This is a genomic window from Mycolicibacterium sp. Y3, assembly GCF_051188035.1.
Lineage (GTDB): Bacteria > Actinomycetota > Actinomycetes > Mycobacteriales > Mycobacteriaceae > Mycobacterium > Mycobacterium fluoranthenivorans.
The window spans coordinates 4670318-4695242 of sequence record NZ_JAVQLT010000001.1; the positions used below are offsets into that span (position 1 = coordinate 4670318).

At 66.6% G+C, this 24925-nt stretch carries 23 protein-coding genes; 11 read left to right on the forward strand and 12 right to left on the reverse strand.

The genetic code is table 11. The features are described from left to right. Window positions 1-9: 9 nt before the first annotated feature. A complete protein-coding gene (locus QN239_RS22820) occupies window positions 10-438 on the reverse strand; it encodes a MarR family winged helix-turn-helix transcriptional regulator (protein ID WP_499013846.1) in 429 nt (142 codons plus the stop codon). Window positions 439-535: 97 nt separating this feature from the next. Here QN239_RS22820 and QN239_RS22825 point away from each other — a divergent pair, with 97 nt between their 5' ends. Further along, on the forward strand, window positions 536-1627 hold the full coding sequence (locus tag QN239_RS22825) for a substrate-binding domain-containing protein (protein ID WP_499013849.1): 1092 nt from the start codon (window positions 536-538) through the stop codon (window positions 1625-1627). Between the two features lie 61 nt (window positions 1628-1688). On the opposite strand, the gene QN239_RS22830 is transcribed toward QN239_RS22825, so the two are convergent. After that, complete coding sequence (locus QN239_RS22830; protein ID WP_499013851.1) at window positions 1689-2141, reverse strand: pyridoxamine 5'-phosphate oxidase family protein; 453 nt, start codon at window positions 2139-2141, stop codon at window positions 1689-1691. A 101-nt stretch (window positions 2142-2242) separates the two neighbouring features. Between QN239_RS22830 and QN239_RS22835 the strand changes: the two genes are divergently transcribed. The 4 genes from QN239_RS22835 to QN239_RS22850 all read left to right on the forward strand — a co-directional run bounded on the left by QN239_RS22835 (window position 2243) and on the right by QN239_RS22850 (window position 7802). Next, window positions 2243-3763 (forward strand): ATP-dependent DNA ligase, encoded by a 1521-nt coding sequence (locus tag QN239_RS22835; protein WP_499013854.1) that lies wholly within the window; start codon window positions 2243-2245, stop codon window positions 3761-3763. Between the two features lie 90 nt (window positions 3764-3853). Further along, window positions 3854-5293 (forward strand): LCP family protein, encoded by a 1440-nt coding sequence (locus QN239_RS22840; protein WP_499013857.1) that lies wholly within the window; start codon window positions 3854-3856, stop codon window positions 5291-5293. A 77-nt stretch (window positions 5294-5370) separates the two neighbouring features. After that, window positions 5371-7665 carry a carbon starvation CstA family protein gene (locus QN239_RS22845; protein WP_499013859.1) on the forward strand — a complete coding sequence of 765 codons (2295 nt, stop codon included), beginning with the start codon at window positions 5371-5373 and terminating at the stop codon, window positions 7663-7665. Continuing rightward, window positions 7665-7802, forward strand: a complete 138-nt coding sequence (locus tag QN239_RS22850; RefSeq protein WP_499013861.1) for a YbdD/YjiX family protein — start codon at window positions 7665-7667, stop codon at window positions 7800-7802. Before QN239_RS22845 ends, QN239_RS22850 begins: the two co-directional genes overlap by 1 nt. Here QN239_RS22850 and QN239_RS22855 read toward each other — a convergent pair. Genes QN239_RS22855 through QN239_RS22865 form a run of 3 tightly spaced genes read right to left on the reverse strand, consistent with a single transcriptional unit; the run spans window position 7799 to window position 11000 of the window. Beyond that, the gene (locus QN239_RS22855) at window positions 7799-9034 is read right to left on the reverse strand and encodes a cytochrome P450 (protein WP_499013863.1); all 1236 of its coding nucleotides are present in this window, start codon (window positions 9032-9034) and stop codon (window positions 7799-7801) included. The genes QN239_RS22850 and QN239_RS22855 overlap by 4 nt on opposite strands. A 49-nt stretch (window positions 9035-9083) precedes the next feature. After that, complete coding sequence (locus QN239_RS22860) at window positions 9084-9959, reverse strand: SDR family oxidoreductase (RefSeq protein ID WP_499013866.1); 876 nt, start codon at window positions 9957-9959, stop codon at window positions 9084-9086. 3 nt (window positions 9960-9962) lie between these two features. Continuing rightward, entirely contained in the window at window positions 9963-11000 is a 1038-nt protein-coding gene (locus tag QN239_RS22865) for an LLM class F420-dependent oxidoreductase (RefSeq protein ID WP_499013869.1), read from the reverse strand. Between the two features lie 59 nt (window positions 11001-11059). Between QN239_RS22865 and QN239_RS22870 the strand changes: the two genes are divergently transcribed. Next, window positions 11060-12556 (forward strand): acyl-CoA carboxylase subunit beta, encoded by a 1497-nt coding sequence (locus QN239_RS22870; protein ID WP_499013871.1) that lies wholly within the window; start codon window positions 11060-11062, stop codon window positions 12554-12556. A gap of 33 nt (window positions 12557-12589) precedes the next feature. Here the strand turns inward: QN239_RS22870 and QN239_RS22875 are convergent, their stop codons facing one another. From QN239_RS22875 to QN239_RS22885, 3 genes are read right to left on the reverse strand one after another with little or no spacing between them, the layout of a single operon-like run. Next, window positions 12590-13636 (reverse strand): TIGR03857 family LLM class F420-dependent oxidoreductase, encoded by a 1047-nt coding sequence (locus tag QN239_RS22875; protein ID WP_499016936.1) that lies wholly within the window; start codon window positions 13634-13636, stop codon window positions 12590-12592. A gap of 26 nt (window positions 13637-13662) precedes the next feature. Beyond that, window positions 13663-14034, reverse strand: a complete 372-nt coding sequence (locus QN239_RS22880) for a nuclear transport factor 2 family protein (RefSeq protein WP_499013874.1) — start codon at window positions 14032-14034, stop codon at window positions 13663-13665. Beyond that, window positions 14031-15071, reverse strand: coding sequence for a phosphotransferase (locus tag QN239_RS22885; RefSeq protein ID WP_499013876.1), 1041 nt, complete (start codon window positions 15069-15071; stop codon window positions 14031-14033). Before QN239_RS22885 ends, QN239_RS22880 begins: the two co-directional genes overlap by 4 nt. A 66-nt stretch (window positions 15072-15137) precedes the next feature. Between QN239_RS22885 and QN239_RS22890 the strand changes: the two genes are divergently transcribed. Then, entirely contained in the window at window positions 15138-15752 is a 615-nt protein-coding gene (locus tag QN239_RS22890) for a TetR/AcrR family transcriptional regulator (RefSeq protein ID WP_499013879.1), read from the forward strand. 59 nt (window positions 15753-15811) lie between these two features. Here QN239_RS22890 and QN239_RS22895 read toward each other — a convergent pair whose 3' ends face one another. Continuing rightward, the gene (locus tag QN239_RS22895; RefSeq protein WP_499013881.1) at window positions 15812-16258 is read right to left on the reverse strand and encodes a nuclear transport factor 2 family protein; all 447 of its coding nucleotides are present in this window, start codon (window positions 16256-16258) and stop codon (window positions 15812-15814) included. Window positions 16259-16260: 2 nt separating this feature from the next. After that, a complete protein-coding gene (locus QN239_RS22900) occupies window positions 16261-17082 on the reverse strand; it encodes a mycofactocin-coupled SDR family oxidoreductase (protein WP_499013884.1) in 822 nt (273 codons plus the stop codon). An 83-nt stretch (window positions 17083-17165) separates the two neighbouring features. On the opposite strand from QN239_RS22900, the gene QN239_RS22905 reads away from it, so the two are divergent. The 3 genes from QN239_RS22905 to QN239_RS22915 are packed head-to-tail and all read left to right on the forward strand — an operon-like array spanning window position 17166 to window position 20426. After that, on the forward strand, window positions 17166-18164 hold the full coding sequence (locus QN239_RS22905; protein ID WP_499013885.1) for an aromatic ring-hydroxylating oxygenase subunit alpha: 999 nt from the start codon (window positions 17166-17168) through the stop codon (window positions 18162-18164). Further along, window positions 18161-18751 carry a cysteine hydrolase family protein gene (locus QN239_RS22910; RefSeq protein WP_499013887.1) on the forward strand — a complete coding sequence of 197 codons (591 nt, stop codon included), beginning with the start codon at window positions 18161-18163 and terminating at the stop codon, window positions 18749-18751. The genes QN239_RS22905 and QN239_RS22910 overlap by 4 nt, the downstream gene beginning before the upstream one ends. Beyond that, complete coding sequence (locus tag QN239_RS22915; RefSeq protein WP_499013888.1) at window positions 18744-20426, forward strand: medium-chain acyl-CoA ligase Mig; 1683 nt, start codon at window positions 18744-18746, stop codon at window positions 20424-20426. Before QN239_RS22910 ends, QN239_RS22915 begins: the two co-directional genes overlap by 8 nt. Here QN239_RS22915 and QN239_RS22920 read toward each other — a convergent pair. Then, complete coding sequence (locus tag QN239_RS22920) at window positions 20413-21888, reverse strand: aldehyde dehydrogenase family protein (protein WP_499013890.1); 1476 nt, start codon at window positions 21886-21888, stop codon at window positions 20413-20415. The two genes, QN239_RS22915 and QN239_RS22920, sit on opposite strands and share 14 nt — an antisense overlap. Before the next feature lie 177 nt (window positions 21889-22065). Here QN239_RS22920 and QN239_RS22925 point away from each other — a divergent pair, with 177 nt between their 5' ends. Beyond that, window positions 22066-23289: a cytochrome P450 gene (locus QN239_RS22925; RefSeq protein WP_499013892.1), complete on the forward strand. Its 1224-nt coding sequence runs from the start codon at window positions 22066-22068 to the stop codon at window positions 23287-23289. 39 nt (window positions 23290-23328) lie between these two features. Here QN239_RS22925 and QN239_RS22930 read toward each other — a convergent pair whose 3' ends face one another. Then, a complete protein-coding gene (locus tag QN239_RS22930) occupies window positions 23329-24819 on the reverse strand; it encodes an aldehyde dehydrogenase family protein (protein WP_499016937.1) in 1491 nt (496 codons plus the stop codon). Window positions 24820-24925: the final 106 nt, after the last annotated feature.

Genomic DNA, 24925 nt, shown 5'->3' on the forward strand with positions numbered 1-24925 from the left:
GCGGGATCCCTACGCCGGGATCCCGCCTTTGCTCGGGGCGGAAACCGCCACGTCACGCACCAAGTCGCACAACGCCGTCAACTTCTGCAGCTGATCTTGGTCGTACAGCAGGTCGCAGCGATCCACGGTTTCGGCCAGATGCCGGTACGAACTGGCGCCCCGCGAGGTCAGCCGAAGATTGATCTTGCGCCGGTCGACGTTGTCCGTCCGGCGATACACCAGGTTGTTGGCCACCATGCGGTCGACGATCTTCGTCAGCGCCGACGGCGGAATCGATGTCGTCTCGCTGATCTCCGACATGGCGAGGGCCCCGGAGTCCTTGAGACAATCCAGAATCCGCCACTCCTCCAGGGTGCATCCCCCTGCGGCGAGCACCTCACGAACCCGCTCCAGCAGCGAGTTCTGAATCGCACTCAACGCCAGCGCAGCCTGGCTCACGGTTCCCAACTGTCGTTACCTCCCGCCGTGAATTACCGTAGCGGGTGGTTCAGGGTAATCAAACGACAACCCCGACCTGGTGGTGGAGATGGGCCGCATGAACAGCAACGCACGGACGGGATCGGACGCCGTCGTCGTCGGCGTGGTCAATCCGCTGCAGGGACCGCTCGGGATCATCGGTCCGTCGGCGCAACTGTGTGCGGAACTGGCCGCCGAGGAGATCAATCGCGAGGGCGGCATACTCGGCCGCGAGGTGAAACTCGTGCACGTCGACGGCGGTGCGCAGGTGCACAAAGTTCGAGCGCAGGTGCTTGAACTCGCCATGGCAGGCACAATACAAGCGGTCGCGGGCGTACACACGTCCACCGTGCGGGAATCACTGGCATCGGCCATCGGTGGCGCGATCCCCTATATCTACAACTCGTTGTACGAGGGTGGCGAGCGGCGCCCGGGCGTCTTCGTCACCGGCGAGACTCCGGAAACGCAGCTGTTGCCCGCGATGACACTGCTCGCCGGGGAGAGGCGCATCTCCCGCTGGGCGTTGGTCGGCAACGACTACGTGTGGCCACGCGGCACCGCGAACACCATCCGAGGGCATCTCGCCACGACAGGATCCGGGACCCTCGTCGACGAGATGTACGTTCCGCTGGGCACATCGAACTTCGACGCTCAGCTCGACCGGCTCGAGCGCTCGACCGCCACGGCGGTGGTCGTTCTGCTGGTCGGGCAGGACGCCGTCGAATTCCACCGGCAGTACGCCGCACGCGAACTGGACGCCAAGGCGGTACGCCTGACACCCCTGATGGACGAGAACATGCTCCTGGCCGCGGGCGATCACAGTTGCCGCGACCTGTACGTCGGCGCCGGCTATTTCTCGTCGCTGTGCACCTCCGACAGTCTCGACTTCGTCGGACGGTACGCCCGCCGGTTCGGCGCTGACGCCCCGTTGGTGGGGACGATGGGTGAATCGTGCTACGAGGGATTGCACCTGCTGGCGGCGCTCGCGCGTACCGCGGGCACGCTCGACGTGAACGTGATGACCACGCTGTCGAATTCGCTGGTGTACGAATGCGCTCGCGGCGTGCAACGCCTCGACGCCGGACACACGGCGCCCAGAACGTATCTGGCCGAAGCCGACGCGTTCGACTTCAACGTGCTCACCGAGATGACTGCCGTCCCACTGGGTTGACCGGGACGAAGTTGACCGGCACGAAACAGTCCACCCGGACCGGTCGCGCGGCGCTCGGCGGTTACTGAGCGGGCTCCGACACGGCGGCCGCGTGGTAGTGCGGGCTGGCCGGGTCGCGGAACTCACGCCCGGTCATCTGTTCGGTCTTGATCCGAATGAAGTGGTCGCGCCGGCCGGTCACCCACGGCGTGACGAAAGTACCTGCCACCTCGACTATTTCATCGATATCGGTGATGGGCTCCGCATGGCCGACGATGGTCACACTCCATCCGGAACGGAGGTCCTGGTCCAGGTCATCGGCTTCGAAGGCCACCACCTGATGGTCGGCTGCAGCGGCGAGTTTGCCTCCGCCGGCGACCCGGATCACCACATCGTGATGCCACAGCCGGAAATTCACCGGTTGCACCGCGGGCAGCGCCCCCTCGGTGAAGATGAGCCGACCGACGCGGGTGCTCTGCAACCGGTCCAGGCATTGCCGTCGGTTGAGCACATCCAGCTCGTGTGTGTTCGACATTTTCGCCGCCTCTCTCTCCTGGTGACACTCTGCGCGCCCGGCGGCGTCGCACACAGGGCCGAAAGTCCCGAATTGTCGGTGCCTCGTGGCACCGTGGAGGCATGTTGCTCAGCGCAGTGGCGGATGCCTCGGCCGAGGTGGGGGCGTCGTCCTCGCGGCTGGCCAAAGCGGCGCGGGTGGCCACGCTGCTGGCCCACTCCGATCCCGACGTCGTTGGCATCGTGGTGTCCTGGCTGGCGGGCGAGCTTCCGCAGCGCCAGATCGGTGTCGGGTGGGCCGCCTTGAAGATGCTGCCTGAACCCGCCGCCGTTCCGGAGCTGACGGTGTCCGGCGTCGATGACACCCTCAGCAGGATCAAGACCACTACCGGCAAAGGTTCGCAGGCGCTGCGCACCCAGCTGCTCGCCGAGCTGTTCACCGCGGCCACCGCCGCCGAACAGACCTTCCTGCGGCGGCTGCTGTCCGGCGAACTGCGTCAGGGTGCACTCGCCGGGGTGATGGCGGACGCCATCGCCCGGGCCGCCGCGGTACCCGCAGCCGACGTCCGCCGGGCCGCGATGCTGGCCGGCGATCTGTCCGCAGTCGCGGTGGCCGCACTGTCCGAGGGCGCCGCCGGTCTGGCCCGGTTCACCCTCACCGTCGGACGACCGGTCGGGCCGATGCTCGCACAGACCGCCACCGGTGTCGGTGACGCTCTCGAAAAGCTGGGTGGCGACACCGTTTTCGAAGCGAAGCTGGACGGCGCCCGGGTTCAGATCCACCGCCGCGGCAACGACGTGACGGTGTACACCCGCAGCCTCGACGATGTCACCGCGCGCCTGCCGGAGGTCGTCGAGGCCGCACGCGCCCTGCCGGTCACCGATCTCATTGCCGACGCGGAAGCCATCGCATTACGGCCGGACGGACGCCCGCACCGGTTCCAGGTGACCGCCTCGCGGTTCGGCAGGACGGGTCGAGGCGAACAGCCGTTATCGGTGTTCTTCTTCGACCTGTTGCATCACGACGGCACCGATCTGCTCGATCTGCCGACCACCGAACGTCTGGCCGTCCTCGATGCGGTGGTACCCGCCGCGCAGCGGGTGGACCGGCTGATCACCGCCGATCCAGGCGCAGCGGCACGGTTCCTGGATGCCACGCTGAGCGCGGGGCACGAAGGGGTGATGGCGAAATCGCCGACCGCACCGTATGAGGCCGGTCGCCGCGGATCCGGGTGGCTGAAGGTCAAACCGGTGCACACCCTGGATCTGGTGGTGCTCGCCGTGGAATGGGGTTCGGGGCGGCGCACCGGCAAGCTGTCGAACATCCACCTCGGGGCCCGAGATCCGGCGACGGGCGGATTCGTGATGTTGGGCAAGACCTTCAAGGGCATGACCGACGCCACGCTGGACTGGCAGACCCGGCGGTTCTCCGAGCTGGCCGTCCACGGCACCGACGACTATCTGGTCGAGGTACGCCCGGAACAGGTCGTCGAGATCGCCTTCGACGGCGTGCAGGGTTCGACGCGGTATCCGGGCGGGATGGCGCTGCGGTTCGCCCGGGTGTTGCGTTATCGCGACGACAAGACGGCCGGTGCTGCCGACACCATCGACACCGTGCGGGCGTTGTTCCAACGGGCCGACTGACCCCATACCCCCCAGCACGCTGCGAGGACGCTCACAGCTACGGGTGCGATCATCTCGGTGATGACGACCCCGCCGCGGAGATGACCACGCATGATTCGTAAAGCGATCGGCGTCGTCTCAGCGCTCGTCCTGGTGCTGACCGGTGCCGGTTGGTGGCAGGTGTATCGCGCGGTCGGCGGCATCACCGTGTCCGATGCGCTGGGCGCCCTGGGTGTCACCGCACACTCCACCGACGGCGCCATGAATGTCCTGCTGATCGGCCTGGATTCGCGCAAGGATCAAAACGGCAACGACCTGCCCCAGGAACTATTGGACAAGCTGCACGCCGGCGACTCGGATTCCGGCGGCTATAACACCAACACGCTGATCCTGGTCCACATCTCCCCCGACGATCACGTCACGGCGTTCTCCATTCCCCGCGACGACTATGTCGACGTCACCGGCATCGTGCCCGGTAACGACAACATCAAGATAAAAGAGGCGTACGGCCTGACCAAGGCCGCCGCCGAAGACACCCTCGTCAACGAGGGGGTCGGCGATCAGTCCACACTGGAGTCCAAGGGTCGCGAGGCCGGCCGGGCGGCGACGCTGAAAGTGGTACAACGCCTGACCGGGGTCCCGATCGACTATTTCGCCGAGATCAATCTGGCAGGTTTCTACGACCTGGCCGACAGTCTCGGTGGCGTCCAGGTGTGCCTGAATTCGGCGGTGTCCGACGACTATTCGGGCGCCCAGTTCCCGGCGGGCAACCAGACTCTGGATGCCGAACAGGCCGTCGAGTTCGTCCGGCAACGCCACGGCCTGGACAACGGCGACCTCGACCGCACCCACCGCCAGCAGGCGTTCCTGGTATCGGTGATGCGCCAGTTGCAGGACAGCGGAGCGCTGGCGGATGTCGGCAAGCTCCAGAGCCTCATCGGGGTCGCGCACAAGGACATCGTGCTGTCGAACGGCTGGGGCGCGGACCAGTTCCGCCGGGTGGCCGAGCTTGCGGGCGGCCATGTCGAGTTCCAGACCCTGCCGGTCCTGCGCTATGACAATGTCGACGGCCAGGCCGTCAACATCATCGACCCCGCGGCGATCAAGGCCGAGGTCAGCGCCGCCTTCTCGGGTGATCTGCCCGACTTCACCGCACTGCCCACCAGCACGGTCGACGTGATCAACGCCGGCGGCACCGCAGGACTGGCGGCCACCGTCTCGGATGCCCTGCGCGCCAAGGGCTTCAATATCGGCGACGTCCGCAACGCGACGGCCGCGGATCCGACCGCCACGGCGGTGGACGGCGGCGCAGGCACCGGGACCGACGTGCACGTCGTCGGAACGCTGCTCGGTATCGACTCCACGCCCACCCCTGATGACGCTGTCGGCGCCGGGCATATCCGGATCGTCCTCGGCGCGGACTACGTGCCACCCGGTACCGTCACCGCGGCCGGATCCACCGAGGCCGTGTCCACGTCGGGCTCAGACACGCCCGACGTACCCAACCCGGGCAAACCCATCGACAACGGGCAGATTCCCTGCGTCGACTAGTTGCGGGACTCACGATCGGACGCGGGAATTCCACAGTTCGGTCACAGTCCGGATTTGCGCGATGCAAGGATCGGGGTATGGCCGGACCTTCTACACCTTCTGCGCGTGGGCTCGAAGAGCACAAGGGCGATATCACCTATATCCGGACGGAGCAGGACCTACCGCCGGTCGCGATCATCGACCGCTCCCCGATCACCGTGCGGCACCGCATCATCTTCGGCGTCGTGGCCCTGCTCGGCGCGGTGGCCTGGGCGCTCATCGCCTTCGTGCGCGGCGAGACGGTCAACGCGGTGTGGTTCGTCATCGCCGCCATCTGCACCTACGTCATCGGCTTCCGGTTCTATGCGCGGCTGATCGAGAACAAGATCGTGCGCCCGCGCGATGACCATGCCACCCCGGCCGAGATCTTCGAGAACGGCACCGACTACATGCCCACCGATCGGCGGGTGCTGTTCGGGCATCACTTCGCCGCGATCGCCGGCGCGGGCCCCCTGGTCGGGCCGGTGCTGGCCATGCAGATGGGCTATCTGCCCGGCACCATCTGGATCATCGTCGGCGCGTTGGTCGCGGGCTGCGTCCAGGACTACCTCGTGCTGTCCATCTCGGTGCGCCGCCGCGGCCGCTCCCTGGGGCAGATGGCGCGTGACGAGCTCGGCAGCATCGGCGGCGTCGCCGCCATCGTCGGCGTGCTGGTGATCATGGTGATCCTGCTCGCCGTGCTGGCGCTGGTGGTGGTCAACGCCCTCGCCGAGAGCCCGTGGGGCGTGTTCTCCATCGCCATGACCATCCCGATCGCCCTCTTCATGGGGCTGTACCTGCGGTTCCTGCGGCCCGGCCGGGTGTCGGAGGTATCGCTGATCGGGGTGGTGCTGCTGCTGCTCGCGGTCGTCTCGGGCGGCTGGGTCGCCGAAACCGACTGGGGAACAGACTGGTTCACGCTGTCGAAGGTGACGCTGTCGTGGTGCATCATCGTCTACGGCCTGGCCGCCTCCGTGCTGCCGGTGTGGTTGCTGCTGGCCCCGCGGGACTATCTGTCCACGTTCATGAAGGTCGGCACCATCGTGCTGCTGGCCATCGGCATCCTGCTCGCGCGACCGGTGATGGCGGCCCCGGCGGTCTCGCACTTCGCCGGAAGCGGCTCCGGCCCGGTGTTCGCCGGCGCACTGTTCCCGTTCCTGTTCATCACCATCGCGTGTGGAGCCCTGTCCGGCTTCCACTCGCTGATCTCCTCGGGCACCACGCCGAAGCTGCTGGAGAAGGAATCTCAGATGCGGCTGATCGGCTACGGCGGCATGCTCACCGAGTCGTTCGTGGCCATCATGGCGCTCATCACCGCGGCGATCCTCAACCAGCACCTGTACTTCGCCATCAACGCACCGTCGGCCCAGACCGGTACCACGGCACAGACCGCGGCCGACTACGTCAACGGCCTGGGCCTGTCCGGGCAGCCGATCACCGCGGGTGAGATCACCGACGCGGCCACCAGTGTCGGCGAGAAGTCGATCGTCTCCCGCACCGGCGGCGCCCCCACCCTGGCCTTCGGGATGTCCGAGGTATTGCACCAGGTGTTCGGCGGCGCAAGCCTCAAGGCGTTCTGGTACCACTTCGCGATCATGTTCGAGGCCCTGTTCATCCTGACCACCGTCGACGCGGGCACCCGGGTGGCCCGGTTCATGTTGTCCGACGGGCTGGCCAACCTGGGTGGGCCGCTGAAGAACCTGCGCGACCCCAGCTGGCGCATCGGCGCGTGGCTCTGCAGCATCATCGTCGTGACGGCGTGGGGCAGCATCCTGCTGATGGGTGTCACCGATCCGCTCGGTGGCATCAACACGTTGTTCCCGTTGTTCGGCATAGCCAACCAGCTGCTCGCCGCGATCGCACTGACCGTGGTGACGGTGGTGATCATCAAACGCGGGTTGGTGAAGTGGGCCTGGATCCCCGGTGTTCCGCTGCTGTGGGACCTGGCGGTGACGATGACCGCCTCGTTCCAGAAGATCTTCTCCGGCGATCCGAAGGTGGGCTACTGGACCCAGCACGCGCAGTACGTCGCCGCGAAGGACGTCGGCAAGACGACCTTCGGCGCCGCCAAGAATGTCGATCAGCTCGACGCCGTCATCCGCAACACGTTCATCCAGGGCACCCTGTCGATCATCTTCGCGGTGCTGGTGCTCATCGTGTTCCTCGCCGGCCTCGTGGTGGCGCTGCGGACCCTGCGCGGGGCCGGCCGGCCGCTCTCGGCAGACGATCCGGTGCCGTCCCGGCTGTTCGCCCCCTCTGGCCTGATCCCGACCGCCGCCGAAAAGGAGGTGCAGAAACAGTGGGACGCCTTACCTCCCTCATCCACAAGATCAGTTGGTACTGCTCATCATTGATGGGCGACAACCACTATCAGCGTTACGTCGAGCACCGTCGGCGCACCCATCCAGACGAGCCGATGCTCAGCGAGCGGGAGTACTGGCGGATGCGCCACGCGGCCGCCGACACCAACCCGGGCGCCCGCTGCTGCTAGCGCAGCCGGTACCGGATCGGCAGGTGCTTGAGACCGCCGACGAAGGTGGTGGCGACGTGTTCCGGGGTGCCGGCCAATTCGATCGATTCCAGTCGCGGTACCAGTGCGGAGAAGAAGCTGTTCACCTCCAGACGCGCCAGTGCCGCGCCCAGACAGAAGTGCACGCCGTAACCGAAGGCGATGTGCCTGTTGGGATCCCGGCTGATATCGAACCGGAACGGATCGGTGAACACCTCGTCGTCGCGGTTACCGGACACATACGACAACAACACCGAATCACCGGCGGCGATCCGCACACCGCGGATCTCATAGTCACGCTGGGCCGTCCGCATGAACTCCTTGACCGGCGTGGTCCAGCGGATCATCTCCTCGACCGCCAGCGGCATCAGACTCGGATTCTGCTTCAACCGCGCCAGTTCCTCCGGGTGCTCGAGCAGCGCATGCATACCACCGGAGATGCTCGCGCTCGATGTGTCATGGCCGGCCGCAGCGAGAATGGCGTAGTACGAGACGGTTTCGATATCGTTGAGCGGTTCGCCGTCGATGGTGGCGTTGGCGATCGCGGAGGCGAGGTCCTCGGTCGGATTGGCTCGTCGTGCGGCGGTCAGCTCGGTGAAGTACTGGAACATCTCCAGCAGGGCCAGGCCCCGTTCCTCCATACTGGTCCCGCGCTGGAATTCCTCGTCATCGTTGCCGAAGAGTTCCTGGGTCCAGCGCAGCAGTGAGGTGAAGTCGGCCTCGGGCACACCCAGCAGCGTCATGATCATGTAGAGCGGGTAGTTGACCGCCACCTGCTGGACGAAATCGCATTCGGGTCCCTTCGCCGCCATCCTGTCGACGAACTGTGCCGCCAGTTCGTCGGCGCGGTCCTTCAACGCGCGCATGGCCTTGGGCCGGAACCAGTTCGCCCCGATCGCCCGGAAATCGCGATGCTGCGGGTCGTCCATGTGAATCAGCGTCTTGATCCCGATCGCGGCCTGCTGCTCGTCACCCTCCCTGGTGATCAGCAGCGGCCGTGGCGAGTTGGTGAAGACCTCATTGGCGCGTTCGATCTCCATGATGTCGGCGTGCTTGGTGATCGCCCAGAACGGGGCGTAGTCGGGTACCTCGACCCACGCTATCGGGGCGTTGGCCCGTAGCTGGGTCAGCACGGCGTGCAGCCCGGCTTCGTCGGTGTAGGCCTTCGGGTCTGCAAGAACCTTTGCGGCCTCGTCCATGGTCGGCGTGCTCACCGGCGGCTCCTCGCTGCTGAAAGATTGATTGCTGACATTGCTGTGAGCACTACCGTGGAACATCCCGGGCTTCCCGATCCGCGCCGTGCACCACCCCGAGCGCCGCCTGCGCCCGGTTTTCGTAGCCTTGACGCGCGGCGGTGTCGAACTCCAGGAACACCGTGTCGGTGCCGAAGCGGCGGCCCACCCAACGCCGGCCCCGCGGTCCAAGCAGACCGAGCGGCCCGAGTACGAACCGGATTCCGCCGGGCACGGTGACATGCGTCTTGGGCCTGTCGAGCGTCTTGACGATCGCCGCGGCGATGGCCTCGGGTTCGACGGGCCGGTTCGTCCTGGTCTGCGCCGTGCCGGAGATCAGTTCGGTGCGGGTGAACGGGGGCATCACCACGCTGACCTGCACACCGCGGGCGGCGAACTCGTCGGACATGGCACTGGACAGGCTGATCACGGCGGATTTCGTTGCAGCATAGACAGTCTGGCCGGGCACCGGCATCAGGCCGGCCAGCGACGCCACGTTGACGATGTGACCGCGACGGCGCTCGATCATCTCCGGCAGGACCAGCTGACAGCCGGTGACGACGCCGTAGAAGTTGACCTCGATCGCCGAGCGCAACGCCCGTTGTCCCTGCTCCAGGAATCCGCCGATCGGCATCACCCCGGCGTTGTTGATCAGTACGTCGACCCGGCCGCCGCCGTCGGCGCGCACGCGGGCCAGAAAGCCCGAGAACGACGCGCGGTCAGTGACATCCAGCGGGTGACCGCTGACCCGCCCGCCCAGTGATGTCACCGCCGACTCCAGGGCGGCGACGTCGCGATCGCCGATGACCACGCACGCCCCACGCGCGAGCAGCGCCTGCGCGGTCGCGTAGCCGATCCCCCGCGCCGCGCCGGTGATGGCCACCGTGCGGCCGCTGATATTGTCCACGTTCTAACTCCTCGCCAGGATCCGAAGTTTTTGCAGCACATCGGATATCGCCGCCTCCGACAGGCCGGCGGGGAAGCCGGGCAGTACCCGGTCGATGATCCCGGCGCAACGTTGGTGCAAGGCAGCGGCCACCTCCGGCAGCGGTGCGACCACAGTGAACGCCCTCAGCACCTCGTCATCGATCAGCCCGGCCATGGTGTCCCATTCCCCCAGCCGCGACAGGCGGTGCAGTTCGGTGTGCAGGTCGCCCCAGCCGTGCAGGTCCAACACCTTGCGGTAGGCGGGGGTGGATCCGTAGAAGGCGATCTGCTTGCGGTGCGCGGCGGCCGCGGCGGCGAACTGCTCCTCGGTCTCGCCGGTCACGACGAAGACCGGGCAGGACACCTCCAGTGCGCATCGGTCCCGACCGGACCGCGCCAACCCGGCCTGCATCGCGGGGCTGGTCACCTCGTCGAGGTAACGCCTGGTGGTGAAGGCGTGCGCAATGAGCCCGTCGGCCACCTCGCCGCACAACTGTGTCATCGCATCGCCGACGGCGGCCAGGAGGATCTTCGGCAGGCCATGCGGATGCGGCCGCGGGGTGAACATCGGGGTCATCAGCCGGTGCGTATAGAACTCACCCTCGAAGGCGAGCCTGCTGTGGTCGCGCCAGGAGGCCCAGATCGCCTGCACCGCAGCAACGAACTCGCCCATCCGGCGCACCGGCTGCCCCCACGGCATGCTGAACCGTTTTTCGATATGCGCCTGTACTTGGGTGCCGAGACCGAGGATGAATCGGCCTTGCGAATAGGACTGCAGGTCCCAACCCAGACCCGCGACGATCATCGGATTGCGTGCGAAAGCCACCGCGATGCTCGTGCCGAGCTGCATCCTGGTGGTGTGCTCGGCGGCAAGAACGAGCGGCAGGAAGGGATCATGGTTGATTTCACCGGTCCAGCACCCGTCGTAGCCCTGTTCCTCCAGCGTGCGCGCCACAGCGGGCACCTCATGCAGGTCGCTGGGGATGCCCCGATCAATGGCGAGCCGGGCGCGGTTACCCATGCCGGGGACGCTACAGTAAGCAATTCAGTATGGTCAACGGCAGCAGACAGGGACCGGTGATGGCGAACGCTTCGGACTGGCAGGAAACTCTCGACGATCTCGATCGGCGACGACGGCACACACTCGGCATGGGCGGCTACGAGCGGGTCGCCAAGCACCATGCCAAGGGCAAGCTGGATGTGCGCGCCCGGCTGGACCGCCTGCTGGACAAGGGTTCGTTCCGCGAGCTCGGCATGCTCGCCGGCGAGGATATCGCCGCCGACGGCATCGTGACCGGCTCCGGGCTGATCAACGGCTCACCGGTGATGGTGGGCGCCGAGGACTTCACCACGCTGGCCGGCAGCATCGGGCCATCGGGTAACGCCAAGCGGTACCGGGTGGCCGAACTCGCTCTGCGCGACAAGATTCCGTTGGTCATGTTGTTGGAGGGCGCCGGCCACCGTGCCAGCGGCGAGCGTTACGGACGTACCCCCACCGATCTGCTGGCCCAGGCACAGTGCTCAGGCCGGGTGCCGACGGTGGCCGCTCTGCTCGGTCCGTCGGCGGGACACGGCGCGCTGGTGGCACCGGTGAGCGACTTCCGCATCATGAGCAGCCAAGGTGCCATCTTCACCGCAGGTCCCCCGGTGGTGAAGGAGTCCACCGGCGAGGACATCACCAAGGAAGACCTCGGCGGTCCGAACGTCGCCCTCTACAGCGGAGTGGTCCACAACCTCGGCGAAGACGACGAGGCCGTCCTCGACGACATCCGGCGCTACCTGTCGTACTTCCCGTCGAGCGCGTGGTCCTATCCGGAACAGGTCGCAGAGGACGAGCAGACCGCGCCCAGGCCGACCCCTGAGCTGTTGGACATCATCTCCCGCGACAATCGGCGCGTCTACAACATGCGCTCGGTGCTCGACGTCGTATTCGACAACGCCGATTGGTTCGAGGTCCAGCCGTATTTCGGCAAGGCCATCATCTGTGCACTGGCGCACCTGGGCGGGCATCCGGTCGCCGTGGTCGCCAACCAGCCCAACGTGCTGGCCGGATCCATCGATGCCGATGCCGCCGACAAGGCAGCACATTTCATCATGGTGGCCGACTCCTTCCATCTGCCGATCGTGTTCTTCGCCGACAACCCGGGCATGCTGCCGGGCAGCCGCTCGGAGCGCTCCGGTGTGCTGCGGGCCGGCGCCCGGATGTTCGCCGCGCAGACCGCCGCCACCACGCTCAAACTGCATGTCACGCTGCGCAAGGCGTACGGCTTCGGCTCAATGGTGATGTCCCTGCTCGGATTCGACGGGCAAGAGGCCACCTTCGCCTTCCCCGGCGCCACCATGGGCGCCATGAGCGCGGCGGCGCTGTCTAAGGCCTCGCACGCCGAGGAGGATCTGGCCGCCACGCTGCGTGAGGCCGAACTCACGGCCTCGTTCCGGTCCGCCGGGCATCTCGGTTTCGATGAACTCATCGACCCACGTGAGACCCGCGACCAACTGCTCGACGCGTTGCGGCGGGGACTGCGGTCCCGCCAGGCGGCCGCCGAACCGGTGCAGCGCACCGTCATCCTGCCCTGAGGACGTGGTGCGGGTGTGGGGGCGCCCGAAGACTCAGGACTGCCGGTAGGCCGCCACGATCGGTTCCAGCTCGTCCGGGGTCGCCCCGTGCAGGATGACCGCGTCGGCGCCGTACCCGAACTCGTTTCGGATCCGGTCCACACACCGGCGCGCCGATCCGGTCGCCGAGGGCTCCAGCCATTCGTCGGGGATCAGGGTGGCGATGTGCTCGATCTGTTCGGCGGTGGCCTTGTGGTCGATTCCGCCGGGGATCGAGGTGACCACGGGGTCCTCGCGGAAGCGTTGCAGCACAGCAGGATCCCAGTTGTTGGTGCTGACCAGGAGATCGCCGTAGCCCTGGAGGTACGTGGCCAGGCGGGCAACGGTCTTCTTCAGCCGCAGTTCCTCGGGTAGGTGGTCACCGACGGTGGCGAAACATGACCACACCCGCACGCTCGCGGGATCTCGGCCGGCTTGCTCGGCGGCGTCCTTGACCGTCTTGACCGCGCGCTGCAATGTCTCCGGTGTGAAGTAGGTGTGCAGGATGACATCGTCGAAGGCGCGGCCACCCAGGGCCAGCGTCTGGGGCCCGAACGCCACGATCGCCAATCGGATGTCCTCCCGGAAATCGGGATCCAGGAACAGCACCTGGTACTTGCCGATCGGTCCGTCGTGGTTGAAGATCACCTCGCCGTGCCACAGCCGGCGCATCACCTGCGCGAAATCCTCCATCTGCGCGGTCGTCACCGCGGGCACGCCGAAGGCGTGGTACATGGCTGCGATCCCCCGCCCGATGCCCAGGGTGAACCGACCCCTGGACAGCTTGTGCATGGTGGTGGCCCAGGATCCGGTGATCAACGGGTGGCGGGTGTGGTGATTGGTGGCGGCGGTGGCGATCTGCATCCGGTTCGTCACCGCGCACGCGGCACCGGTGAGCGACGAGGCCTCCTTGACGTTCCAGCGCTCGGAGATGAACGCGGTACCGAATCCGAGCTCCTCGCCCCGGCGCGCCTCGTCCATCAGCGTCGCCGGACCCTCACCCCCGGCGCCGGCCAGCAGGTAGTAGCCCAGTTCGTCGAGTACTGCTGCGCCGATCCCCATGTCGCTTCGCTCCTGCCCGCCGGACGTCACGCCCAAACTCCTTGCTTGTAGCCACAATTCCACACCTCGGTGATACGGCCGTCGCGCACCCGGAAGATCTCGATGCTGCTGATGGTGGTCGCGGCGCCGTCCTTGAGCGTCATCGGAGACTGGTAGACGATCGCGACGTGCTCACCGTCATCGCCGGCCACCACCAGGTTCAGGTCGAACCGGATGGTGTCGAACATCGCCCAGTGGTCCACCACCCGCTGGATCGCTTCGGCGTGGGTGAGGGTGGTGGACTCCCCGACGTCGTGCCGGATCACCTGCTCGCCCAGCAGTTCTTCGGCCAGCGCGAAGTCACGTTCATTCCACACCACCAGGTTGTACTGCTCCACCACTTCCCGTGCAGATCTCACCGGAACTCCTCCAGCGCACCGGTGTCCTCGATCGCCGCGACGGCGCGGTCGATCAGCGTCACACACAGCCGCCTCGACCGGTCGGGCACGATATCCCAGGTGAGCAGGGCGACCACCGGCATGTACATCAGGAGGGCGACGCCGAATCGATAGTGCCGCCATACCTGCTCGAACGAATAGTCGTCGACTCCATGGGATTTCAGTTGTGTCACGTATTCGCGCACCAGGTCACGGTCCTTGCCGCGGCGAACCTCGGTCGGCAGGCCCTGGCTGACCAGGTAGGCGATATCGGCTGCCCCGGCTCCGCGCACCGCCAACTGAAAATCGACGATCTTGAGAGCGTCGTCGCGGAAGAACATGTTGTCGGCGCGGATGTCGCCGTGCAGCAACATCGCCCGTTCGGTCAGCGCGGTCAGCGCCTGCGGCGCCAGTTCACCGAACCGCTCGGCGAACCGGGCGACCTGGTCGGGTACCGGTTGGTCGGTCCTGTCCAGATACAGTTGCCAGCCGGGGGCGAAGGCGGGTAGGAACAGATCCCTGGTCAGCACATCGTCGATCACCGGAAAGCGTTGCAGGGAAGCCTCTTCGGCATCCGTCTCGGACCACGCGTGCAGGCTTGCCAGTGCGTTCAGGGCGGTCCGGGCCCGCGGCAACGACAGGCCGGCGAGATGGTCGGCGTTCTCCCAGTCCCGCAGATCCTCCAGCACCAGCACGAAATCGTCGCCCGAGATCAGCGCGGCGTGGCAGGCCGGGACGGACAACGGCGCCGCGGCTGCGATGTGGCGGTAGAAGTCGAACTCTCGCCGGTATCCGCCCAGCAGCGCCATACCGCCGCGCGCCTCGGATTCCGCGGGGAGTTTGACGATCACGGTTTCGGGCACATCGGTCCCGGTCAACTGCAACCGGTAGAGCAGTGCCGAGAATCCGGTGTCCTCGGCGATTCGCTCGGCCCGCGCGGCCGTGACGGTGCCGGGCAGCGCCTCCGACAGCCAGGCCGCCGTCACCTCACCGATACCGGACGGCAGCACCGAAGTCATCGTTGACCTTTCGGGAAATTTGACGCTGAACAACTAAGTTAGTTGTCGGCCCACTAATATGCAAGGGTGCCGTCCCCCGCCCAGGGCCTGACCCAACCACAACGCGTCGAGATGTCCTCCCAGCGGCTGCTCATCGCGGCCGCCGAATTGATCGTCGAAAAAGGCTGGGAGGCAACGACGGCGGCGGAGATCGGGCGGCGCGCCGGGTACAGCCGGGCCATGGTGCACGCCCGTTACGGCAGTAAGGACGCCATCCTGGCGGCGTTCCAGCAGACCTACGTGGCCCGGCTGAACCCCGATCCGGAGCCCGACGCCGACGGTCTGGCGCAGGTGCTCGCGCATTTCGAGCGCATCCAGGAGATCCACGCGGTGGACCCCGCACTCATGCGGGCCATGTTCGTGTCGGCGTTCGAGGCGGTCAAGACCGTCTCCCCGCTGCGCGAGGCCGTCCGCACCCAGCTGCGCGAAGCGGCCGGCAAGATCGAGGCCGGCCTGCGCACCGGCATCGACGACGGATCGATCCGGCCCGATATCGATATCGACAGCGCCCGGGAGGACATCACCGCGTCGGTGTTCGGGATCGCCTTCCAGTGGATCGTGGTCCCCGAGGATCACGATCTCGACGCCGAGATCAACCGCGTTCGGGCACGGCTGATCTCAAGCTACGCACCGGCACCCTGACCGACTTCAGGAACCGGTCGCCACCGACGGCATCGGCATGGCGCCCTCCCGGCGCGCGTCTAACCGTCAGCACCGCCCGCGGTGAACCGCAGAATGGTGCGCGTCAGATGCAGGCTGGTGATCACCCATGTGCCCGCACGCTTCTCGTACGTCTCGTGATAGTGGCCGGCCCCGAACAGTTCACCCCCGTTCGGGAACAGCAGCAGATCCTCCATCGCCCAGATCGCGCTGGCGGTGGTGTCCGAGGTCAGCGTGATCTCCGGGGTGTGACAGTGGTGTTTGGTCTGAGCGCCCTCCACCCCGCCGAGCACGACGGGCAGGAATTCGTCCAGGCCGTGCAGATCCGGCGCGGTCTGTCCGTCGGCTCCCCCGGTGGAGATCGCCATGTCCAGTTTGACCACCACGTCCGGTGCGAACACCGTCTTCCATGCCTCGATGTCCTTGGTATCCAGGAACCTGCAGTAGCGGGCCTTGAGCTGGCGGATCGCCTCGACGTCATCGGTCATGTTCAGAACTGTGCCATTCCGTTGTCGATCGACAGGGCCACCGCGCTGATGTGCCGGGCCTCGTCGGAGGCCAGCCAGACCGCGGACGCGGCGATGTCCTCGGGCTCGACGATCCAATTCGGGGTGAACGGCGTGCCCATCTGCACCAGGGCCGGGTTGGTCTCGAAGGCCTTGTTCAGGGCGACGACCATGTCACCGGTACCCATCGCGGTCGCCACCGGACCCGGGTGCAGGCTGTTCACCCTGATGTGGTGCTTACCGAGTTCGGCGGCGAACGCGCGTGCCATTCCGGTGACGGCGTGCTTGCTGGCGGTGTAGTGCACCATGAACGCCTGCATCTTCACGCCCGCAAGCGAACTCACCAGGATGACCGAGCCGCCCCGGCCGCCGTCGATGATGTGCTGGGCGCCGGCCATCACGGTGTTCCAGGTGCCGATGACGTTGACGTCGATGGTGTCGCGGAACGACTCCGGGGTGATGTCGTGCCATGCCTCGGGGATGGTGATACCCGCATTGGCGACGATGACGTCGAGGCGCCCCAATTCGGCCACACCGTCAGCGACCGCGGCTTTCAGGCCGTCGTGGTCGCGGACGTCGACCACGCGGTGAAAGATCCGCCGGCCTTCGGCCTTCACCAGGTCGACCGTCTCCGCGAACTCATCGGGTGTGGCCGACAGATAGGGCACCTTCGGTGGCAGCGGTCCGGCGATGTCGACCGCGATGATGTCTGCGCCCTCCTTCGCCATCCGGACCGCGTGCGCACGCCCTTGGCCACGCGCCGCTCCGGTGATGAACGCGACCTTGTCGGTCAACAACCCTGGCATCGTGCTCCTTTGCATTTCACGGCAATTGCGGACGATACTACTGTAAGCTGTTCAGTATCTCGGCCGGATCGCGGAGGTTGATCGTGAAGGTTCCGTTCACCTGGAAGGTCACCGGCTGGTTCGTCATCGGCTGGTCGGCGGAGTTCCTCACCGGCGAAACCCGGGCCCTCCGATACTTCGGTGAAGACCTCGTCGCCTGGCGGGACGAGTCGGGTGAACTGCACCTGATGGAGGCGCACTGCAAGCATCTCGGCGCCCACCTGGGCCACGGGGGCAAGATCGTCGGCGACTGCGTGGAGTGCCCCTTCCACGGGTGGCGCTGGGGACCCGACGGCGCCAACAGGTTCATCCCCTATCAACCAGACCGGCCCAACCGTGGAGTCCGCCTGCGCGTGTACCCGGTGCGGGAACAACACGGTGTGGTGTTCATGTGGCATCAACCGCACGGGACGCCGCCGCAGTGGGAGCTGCCCGACATCTTCGACAAGTTCCCTCAGTTCCCCACCGACCCAGACGGGTACTACCGCCCGTTTCCCGAATTCTCCCGGTTCGCCGAGAACGAGCCGGTGCATCCACAGATCGTCGCCGAAAACGGGCCCGACAGCGCACATTTCCGCTATGTGCACCGCGCCACGGTCACCCCGGTGTGCCTGGACTGGAAAGTGGTCGACAACGAGTGGCGATTCCTCACCGGGTGGCCCGACGCGCGCAGTGCCGACGCCGACCGGATGGCGCTCTACATCCACAGCCACTTCTCCGGCCTCGGCTTCGCCATCAGCGTCTTCGAAGGCGCCTCCAACCACCGGCTGATCTTCGCGTGCACACCCGTCGACGACCAGGTGTCGAACATGTTCTATTCGATCTGGTGGCCCAAAGAACCCGGCGACACCTCCGATATCCCACCCGAGGAGGTCCGTAAGCGGGTGGAGAAGCAGTACCTCGTCACCGTCTGGGACGACCTGGAGATCTGGCGCTACCAGAAATACGTCGAACGGCCGTCGCTGTCCAAGATCGACGCGAAACCCTATATGGCCATGCGTAAGTGGGCCACCCAGTTCTACGAGGTCGGCGTGGACGCGTGACCACGGCCGTCATCACCCAGGAACTCCAGGGTGCGGTGGTCGGGCCCGACGCCGGGCTGGCCCTGCTCGCCGAGGAGGCGCAGCGGGTGGCACTGCCCAACATCGCCCGGTTGCTGCCCGCGGCCCGTGCCGCCGGCCACCACATCGTGCACTGCCTGGTGCAGCGCCGGCCGGATGGGTTGGGCTCCAATCACAATGCCCGGCTGTTCGCCGCGGGTAAGCGCTCCGTCGACATCACCCCCGGGAGCGCCGGTGCCACCCTGCTGCCCGAATTCGGTCCGGAGCCCGCGGATCTGGTGCTGTCACGCTGGCACGGCGTCGGCCCGATGGGTGGCACCGATCTGGACGCGATCCTGCGCAATCTGGGTGTGACCACCATCGTCGCCGTCGGCGTCTCGCTGAACATCGCCATCCCCAACCTCGTGATGGACGCCGTGAACGCCGGCTACCGGGTCGTGCTCCCGCGCGACGCGGTCGCGGGATTCCCGGCCGAGTACGGTGCGGCCGTCATCGACAACAGTCTGTCCCTACTTGCCACCGTCACCACCACCGATGATCTGATCGCGACTTGGAGCACACATGCCTGACGCAGCAACGCAATTCACCGTTACTGCCGTGGCCGAATCGGTCGCAACCGCCATACCGGACCGCACCCTGGTCAGCCAGGGCGAGCGCCGGTACAGCTATCGCCATATCGTGGATCGGTCGAATCGGCTGGCGGCCTACCTGCATTCACGCGGTCTGGGCTGCCACACCGACCGTGATGCGCTGGCAGGTCATCAGGTCGGCCAGGATCTGCTCGGCATCTACGCGTACAACGGGCCGGAGTTCGTCGAAGGACTGCTGGGCTCCTTCCGCGCCCGGGTGGCGCCGTTCAACGTCAACTACCGCTACGTCAAGAACGAATTGCAGTATCTGCTGGCCGATTCCGAGGCTTCGGCATTGCTGTATCACGCGGCGTTCGCACCCCGGGTCGCCGAGATCCGGGCTGAGCTGCCGAACCTCAAGGTGCTCATCCAGATCGCGGACAGCTCCGGCAATGAGCTGCTCGACGGCGCGGTCGACTACGAGTCGATTGTCGCCGAGAATGTCCCGGCACCCCCGGTGCAGCCCTCCCCCGACGATCTCTACGTCCTCTACACCGGTGGCACCACCGGCATGCCCAAGGGCGTCTTGTGGCGCCAGCACGATATCTTCATGACCGCCTTCGGCGGCCGCAACATGGTGACCGGCGAGCGGACCGGCTCGGTCGACGAGATCGCACAACGGGCGGCCGAGAACCCCGGCACCAAGCTGCTGATTCTGCCGCCGCTCATCCACGGCGCCGCCCAGTGGGCCGCCATGACGGCGATCACCACCGGTCAGACGCTGGTCTTCCCCAGTGTCGTCGATCGTTTCGACACCGATGACGTGGTACGCACCATCGAGCGCGAACAGGTGCTGGTGGCCACCGTCGTCGGCGATGCCATGGCCCGGCCGCTCCTGACCGCGATCGAAACCGGCACCGCAGATGTCTCCAGCCTGGCTGTCGTCGCCAACGGTGGCGCGCAGCTCACTCCGTACGTCAAACAGCGATTGATCGACGCCAAACCGGGACTCATCGTGATCGACGGCGTCGGCTCCTCGGAGACCGGTGCGCAGATGAGCCACATGTCGGCTCCCGGCGCCGTCTCGACCGGCACCTTCAACGCGGGACCCGATACCTGTGTGGTGGCCGAGGATCTCAGTTCCGTGCTGGCGCCGGCGCACGACGGTCTGGGCTGGCTGGCTCAGCGTGGCTACGTCCCGTTGGGTTACAAGGGGGACGCGGCCAAGACGGCGGCGACCTTCCCCGTCATCGGCGGCGTGCGCTTCGCGGTGCCGGGTGACCGTGCGCGCCATCTGGACAACGGCGCCATCGAACTGCTCGGCCGGGATTCGGTGACCATCAACTCCGGCGGCGAGAAGATCTTCGCCGAAGAGGTCGAATCCGCGATCGCCTCGCACCCCGCGGTGGCCGATGTCGTGGTCGCCGGCCGGCCCAGTGAGCGGTGGGGCTCCGAGGTCGTCGCGGTGGTTGCGCTGGCAGACGGCGCCCATGTCGACGCCGAGGAGCTCATCCGGCACGCCGAGAAGTCCATCGCGCGTTACAAACTGCCCAAAGCCGTGGTGTTCCGGCCGGTCCTTGAGCGCAGCCCGGCGGGCAAGGCCGACTACCGGTGGGCCCGCGAACAGGCGAGCCTGGGCGAGCGAAGCGACGGGAAATCCCTCAGCGATTCCTGAGCCTGCGATGGGTGCGCCGGCGCGCGATGGCGAGGGTGGCGTCGGCGTACAACCGCAGTCCGCGCCGGAACGGCGGCGCCGCGCTACCGGTCATGCTGAACGGCAGGTCGGTACCCACCACCGTGCGCTGGTGACTGAACGCATCGAAGCCGGCCCTGCCGTGATAGGCGCCCATACCGCTGCGCCCGACGCCACCGAATGGTGCCGCCGACGGAATCATCTGCGCGGCAACGTCGTTGCGGGCCACACCACCACTGCGGGTGTGGCTCACGAAGGTCCGGAACGCCGTGCCGTCGGGTCCATACCAGTAGGCCACCAGGGGCGCGGGGCGGGCGTTGATGTAGTCGATCGCCTGTGTCAGCGTGGAGTACCCGTGCACCACCAGGACGGGTCCGAAGATCTCCTCCTGGGCGATCTTCATCGTGTCGTCGACATCGCGCACGATGGTCGGTGCGATCTTGCGGCTCGTCCGGTCCGGCAGCGGCTCGCCCGGCGGCGCAACGGCTTCCACCGTGGCCCCACGGGTGCGCGCATCATCGATCAGCCCGACGACCCGGTCGAAGTTGGCGTCGTTGACGCTCGAGCAGTAATCGCCGTTGGCGATGATCGACGGGAACATGGTGCGCAACGTCTGGCGGGCGACGTCGACGAACTCGACGATCTTGTGATCTGGCACGAAGACGTAATCGGGACAGACGCATACCTGTCCGCCGTTGACCATGCGTGCCTGAGCGATCCGGGTGGCCGAGCGGCGAATATCGGCGTCGGGTGCCACCACCACCGGGTTCTTGCCCCCGAGTTCGAGGGTCACCGGGACCAGGTTCTCCGATGCAGCACGCTGCACCAGGGCGCCGACCCCGGGCGAGCCGGTGAAGAAGAGGTGATCCAACGGCAGCGTCGAGAACTCCGCGGCCGTCTCGGCACCACCGACCAGCACGGCCAGTTCGGTTTCGGCGAAATAGTCAGGCGCCTTCGCGCACATCACCTCTGCTGTGTGCGAGGTGATCTCGGACATCTTGATCATCACCCGGTTTCCTGCGGCGAACGCGGCCGCGGCCGGCAGCACCACCAGATTCAGCGGGAAGTTCCATGGACCGATGATGCCGACGACACCCAGCGGCGCCGGCTCCACCTCGGCTCGCAGGCCCGCCACCCGGGCGGCACGCATCAGCTTGGTCGCCCGCATCCATTGCGCCACATGGGCTCTGGTGTGTTCGATCACCGGGATGATCCCGACGACTTCGGTGAACAGTGATGCCGACCGGGACCGGGTGCCGAAGTCGGCCGCCATCGCGTCGGCGAACTCGTCGGTGTTGTCGAGCACCAAGGCCAGCAACCGGTCGATGCGGTGCCGCCGGACCGCGACGTCCGGCGGTCCGTCGGCGATGAAAGAGCGCCGCTGACGGTCCAGCAGGGCACGCATGTCCACCCGGCCGCTCACCCGTTCGTCGGTCGTGCCCATATCCGCCCACTCCCTTCCGGTGGCTGCCACGGTAGCAGCCCGCGCCCTCCCAATGCGCTGACGCCGTCCCGCGACATCCCCACTGGAAAGCGAGGCGTTTCGACCTACCGGCATCATCTACTGTAATCTTTACCGTAATAACGATTGCATTCGATCGCACCACAGCGGGGAGCAGGCGTGGAAAGCCAGATCGAGGATCCGACCGGTACCCCGGACGTCCTGAGCGAATCCTTCAACCTCTTGCGGGATCCGTATCCCCTGTTCGCGTATCACCGCGCCCGCAACGGCGTGTTCGAGGGCAGTGTCATGGACTGGCGCAAGACCCCCGAGTCGCTGCGCGCCGAGCATCAATTCGCCGCAGTGTCGTTCGATGCGGTCAGCACCGTCTTCCGGGACGGCAAGTCCTTCAATTCGAAGATCTACGACGCCACCATCGGTCTGTTCATCGGACCGTCCATCCTGGCCATGGAGGGCAAGCCGCACCGGGACCATCGAAACCTCGTCACCACGGCATTCAAGACGAAGTCGCTGGCCCGCTGGGAACCCGAGATCGTGCGGCCCATCTGCGAGGCGCTGATCGACGAGTTCATCGAGACCGGGCGCGCGGATCTGGTCCGTGATTTCACCTTCGAGTTCCCCACCCGCGTCATCTCGAATCTGCTCGGTCTGCCCGAAGAGGATCTGGCCTGGTTCCGCGCGCGTGCCGTCGAATTGATCAGCTACACAGTCAAATACCAGCGCGCCTTCGAGGCGTCCGCGGCGCTCAAGGACTACTTCCTCAACCAGATCGAACTGCGCCGTTGCTCGCCCACCGACGACATCATCGGAGACCTGGTGACCGCCGAGGTGTCCGGCGAGAAGCTCACCGACGAAGCCATCTACTCCTTCCTGCGACTGCTGCTACCCGCCGGACTGGAGACCACCTACCGCTCGTCGGGCAATCTGTTGTATCTGCTGCTGACCCATCCCGAGCAGTTCGCGGCCGTCCAAGCCGACCGGGGACTGCTCGGCCAGGCCATCGAGGAAGCGCTGCGGTTCGAGACACCGCTGACCACCGTGCAACGTTCGGCCAATGTCGAGACCGAGCTCGATGGGGTGAAGCTGCCCGCGGGCGCGGTGATCGACGTGTGTATCGGCTCGGCCAACCGCGACGAAACCCGTTGGGAGCGACCCGAAGAATTCGACATCTTCCGCACGCGCCTGCCGCACATCACCTTCGCCGCCGGCGAGCACACGTGCCTGGGCCTGCACCTGGCCCGGATGGAGACCCGGGTGGCGATGGAATGCCTGCTCAACCGTGTCACCGATATCGAACTCGACACCAGCACCGATCCGCATATCTTCGGGCAACCGTTCCGCTCACCCACCGCCATCCCCGTCACCTTCGAACCGGTCATCTAGCCAGCGCCGCGGCCGACGACGACAACCTTGTTGTCCGGCTTACCTATTCGTGGCTTCTTTCTGCTCTGCGGATTGCCGGGGCAGTCGCCATCCGATCGTCTTGGTCTCGGTGTACTGCACAAAGCCCTCGATACCGCACTGCCGGCCGACACCGCTGTTCTTGTAGCCGCCGAACGGAGCGTCGGCTCCGTAGTACATGCCGCCGTTGACACCGACGGCGCCGCTCCGGATCCGGCGTGCCACAGCCATGCCACGCTCCGACGACGCGGAGACCACCGCTCCCGCCAGGCCGAAAGCGCTGTCGTTGGCCAGCCGTACCGCCTCGTCGTCATCGTCGAACGGGATGAGTACCAGGACCGGACCGAACACCTCGTCCTGCGCGATCGACGACGACGGATGCGCCCCGACGATGACCGTGGGCGCCACGAAGTGTCCACCGGCCAGATGAGCCGGCAACCCGTCGGGCACAGCGCCGCCCACCACGATCTCCGCTCCGTCACGGCGCGCGCCCGCGATGGCGTCGAGCACCCGCTGTTTCTGGGCCGCGCTGATCAATGGGCCCACCAGCGTGGTGGGCAGTACCGGATCGCCCACCGGCACCGCGCCGAAGGCCATCGCCACCTCGGCGACGGCCTCGTCGAACAGGCTGCGGTGCACCAGCATCCGGGTGTTGGCCGCACACGCCTGACCGGCGTGCACGCAGGCGCCGATGGCGCCGGGGATGATGTGCGCCGGGTTGGCGTCGTCGAGCACGATCATCGCGGACTTGCCGCCTAATTCGAGGAATGTGCGCTTCATGGTGTCTGCACCGACCCGCATGAGGTGCTTGCCCACGGCGGTCGACCCGGTGAACGACACCATGTCCACGCGCGGGTCGGTGCCGAGCCGGCCGGCCACCTCGTTGGACGGTGTCGGCACCACATTGACCACACCTGGCGGGATGTCGGTATGTTCGGCGATCAGACGACCCAGCCGGGTGGCGTTCCAGGGCGTGTTCGGGTCCGGTTTGAGCACCACCGTGTTACCGGCCGCCAGGGCCGGGCCGAGCTTGTTGAGGATGACCTCGATGGGGAAGTTCGACGACGTGATCGCCGCGACCACACCGACCGGTTCCTTGACCACCGTCCGGGCGTTGCGCTCACCGAACAGGCCGCCCCCCACGAGTGCGCGCTCCCATTCGAATTCATCGATCAGCCGGGCGGGGTAGCGCAGCGCATCGGCGAGCGGCCAGTCCAGTTGTGCGTTCTGCGTCGTCATGGCCGGGCATCCGACCTCGGCGATCAGTTCCTCACGCAGATACTCCTTTTCGACCTCGATGGCATCCTGCAGTTGCAGCAGCACACGCCGGCGCAGTGCACGATTGGTCGACCACTCGCTCTCGTCGAAGGCGCGCCTGGCGGCGCCGATCGCGGCGTCCATATCCTCGGCATCGGCCGCCGCGGTCGCGCCGAGCACCAGCCCGGTCGCCGGGCTGACATTGTCGAACTCGGCGCCGGAGGCGGCCGCCACCAACCGACCATCGATCAACATGCGCTTCTCCGCACGGCTCGCTGCACGCCGCCCGATCTCCACGCTCGTGCTCTGCTCTGCGACGAGCTCGCTCACCACAACCTCCCTCACCCCGGCTTCGTGGCCT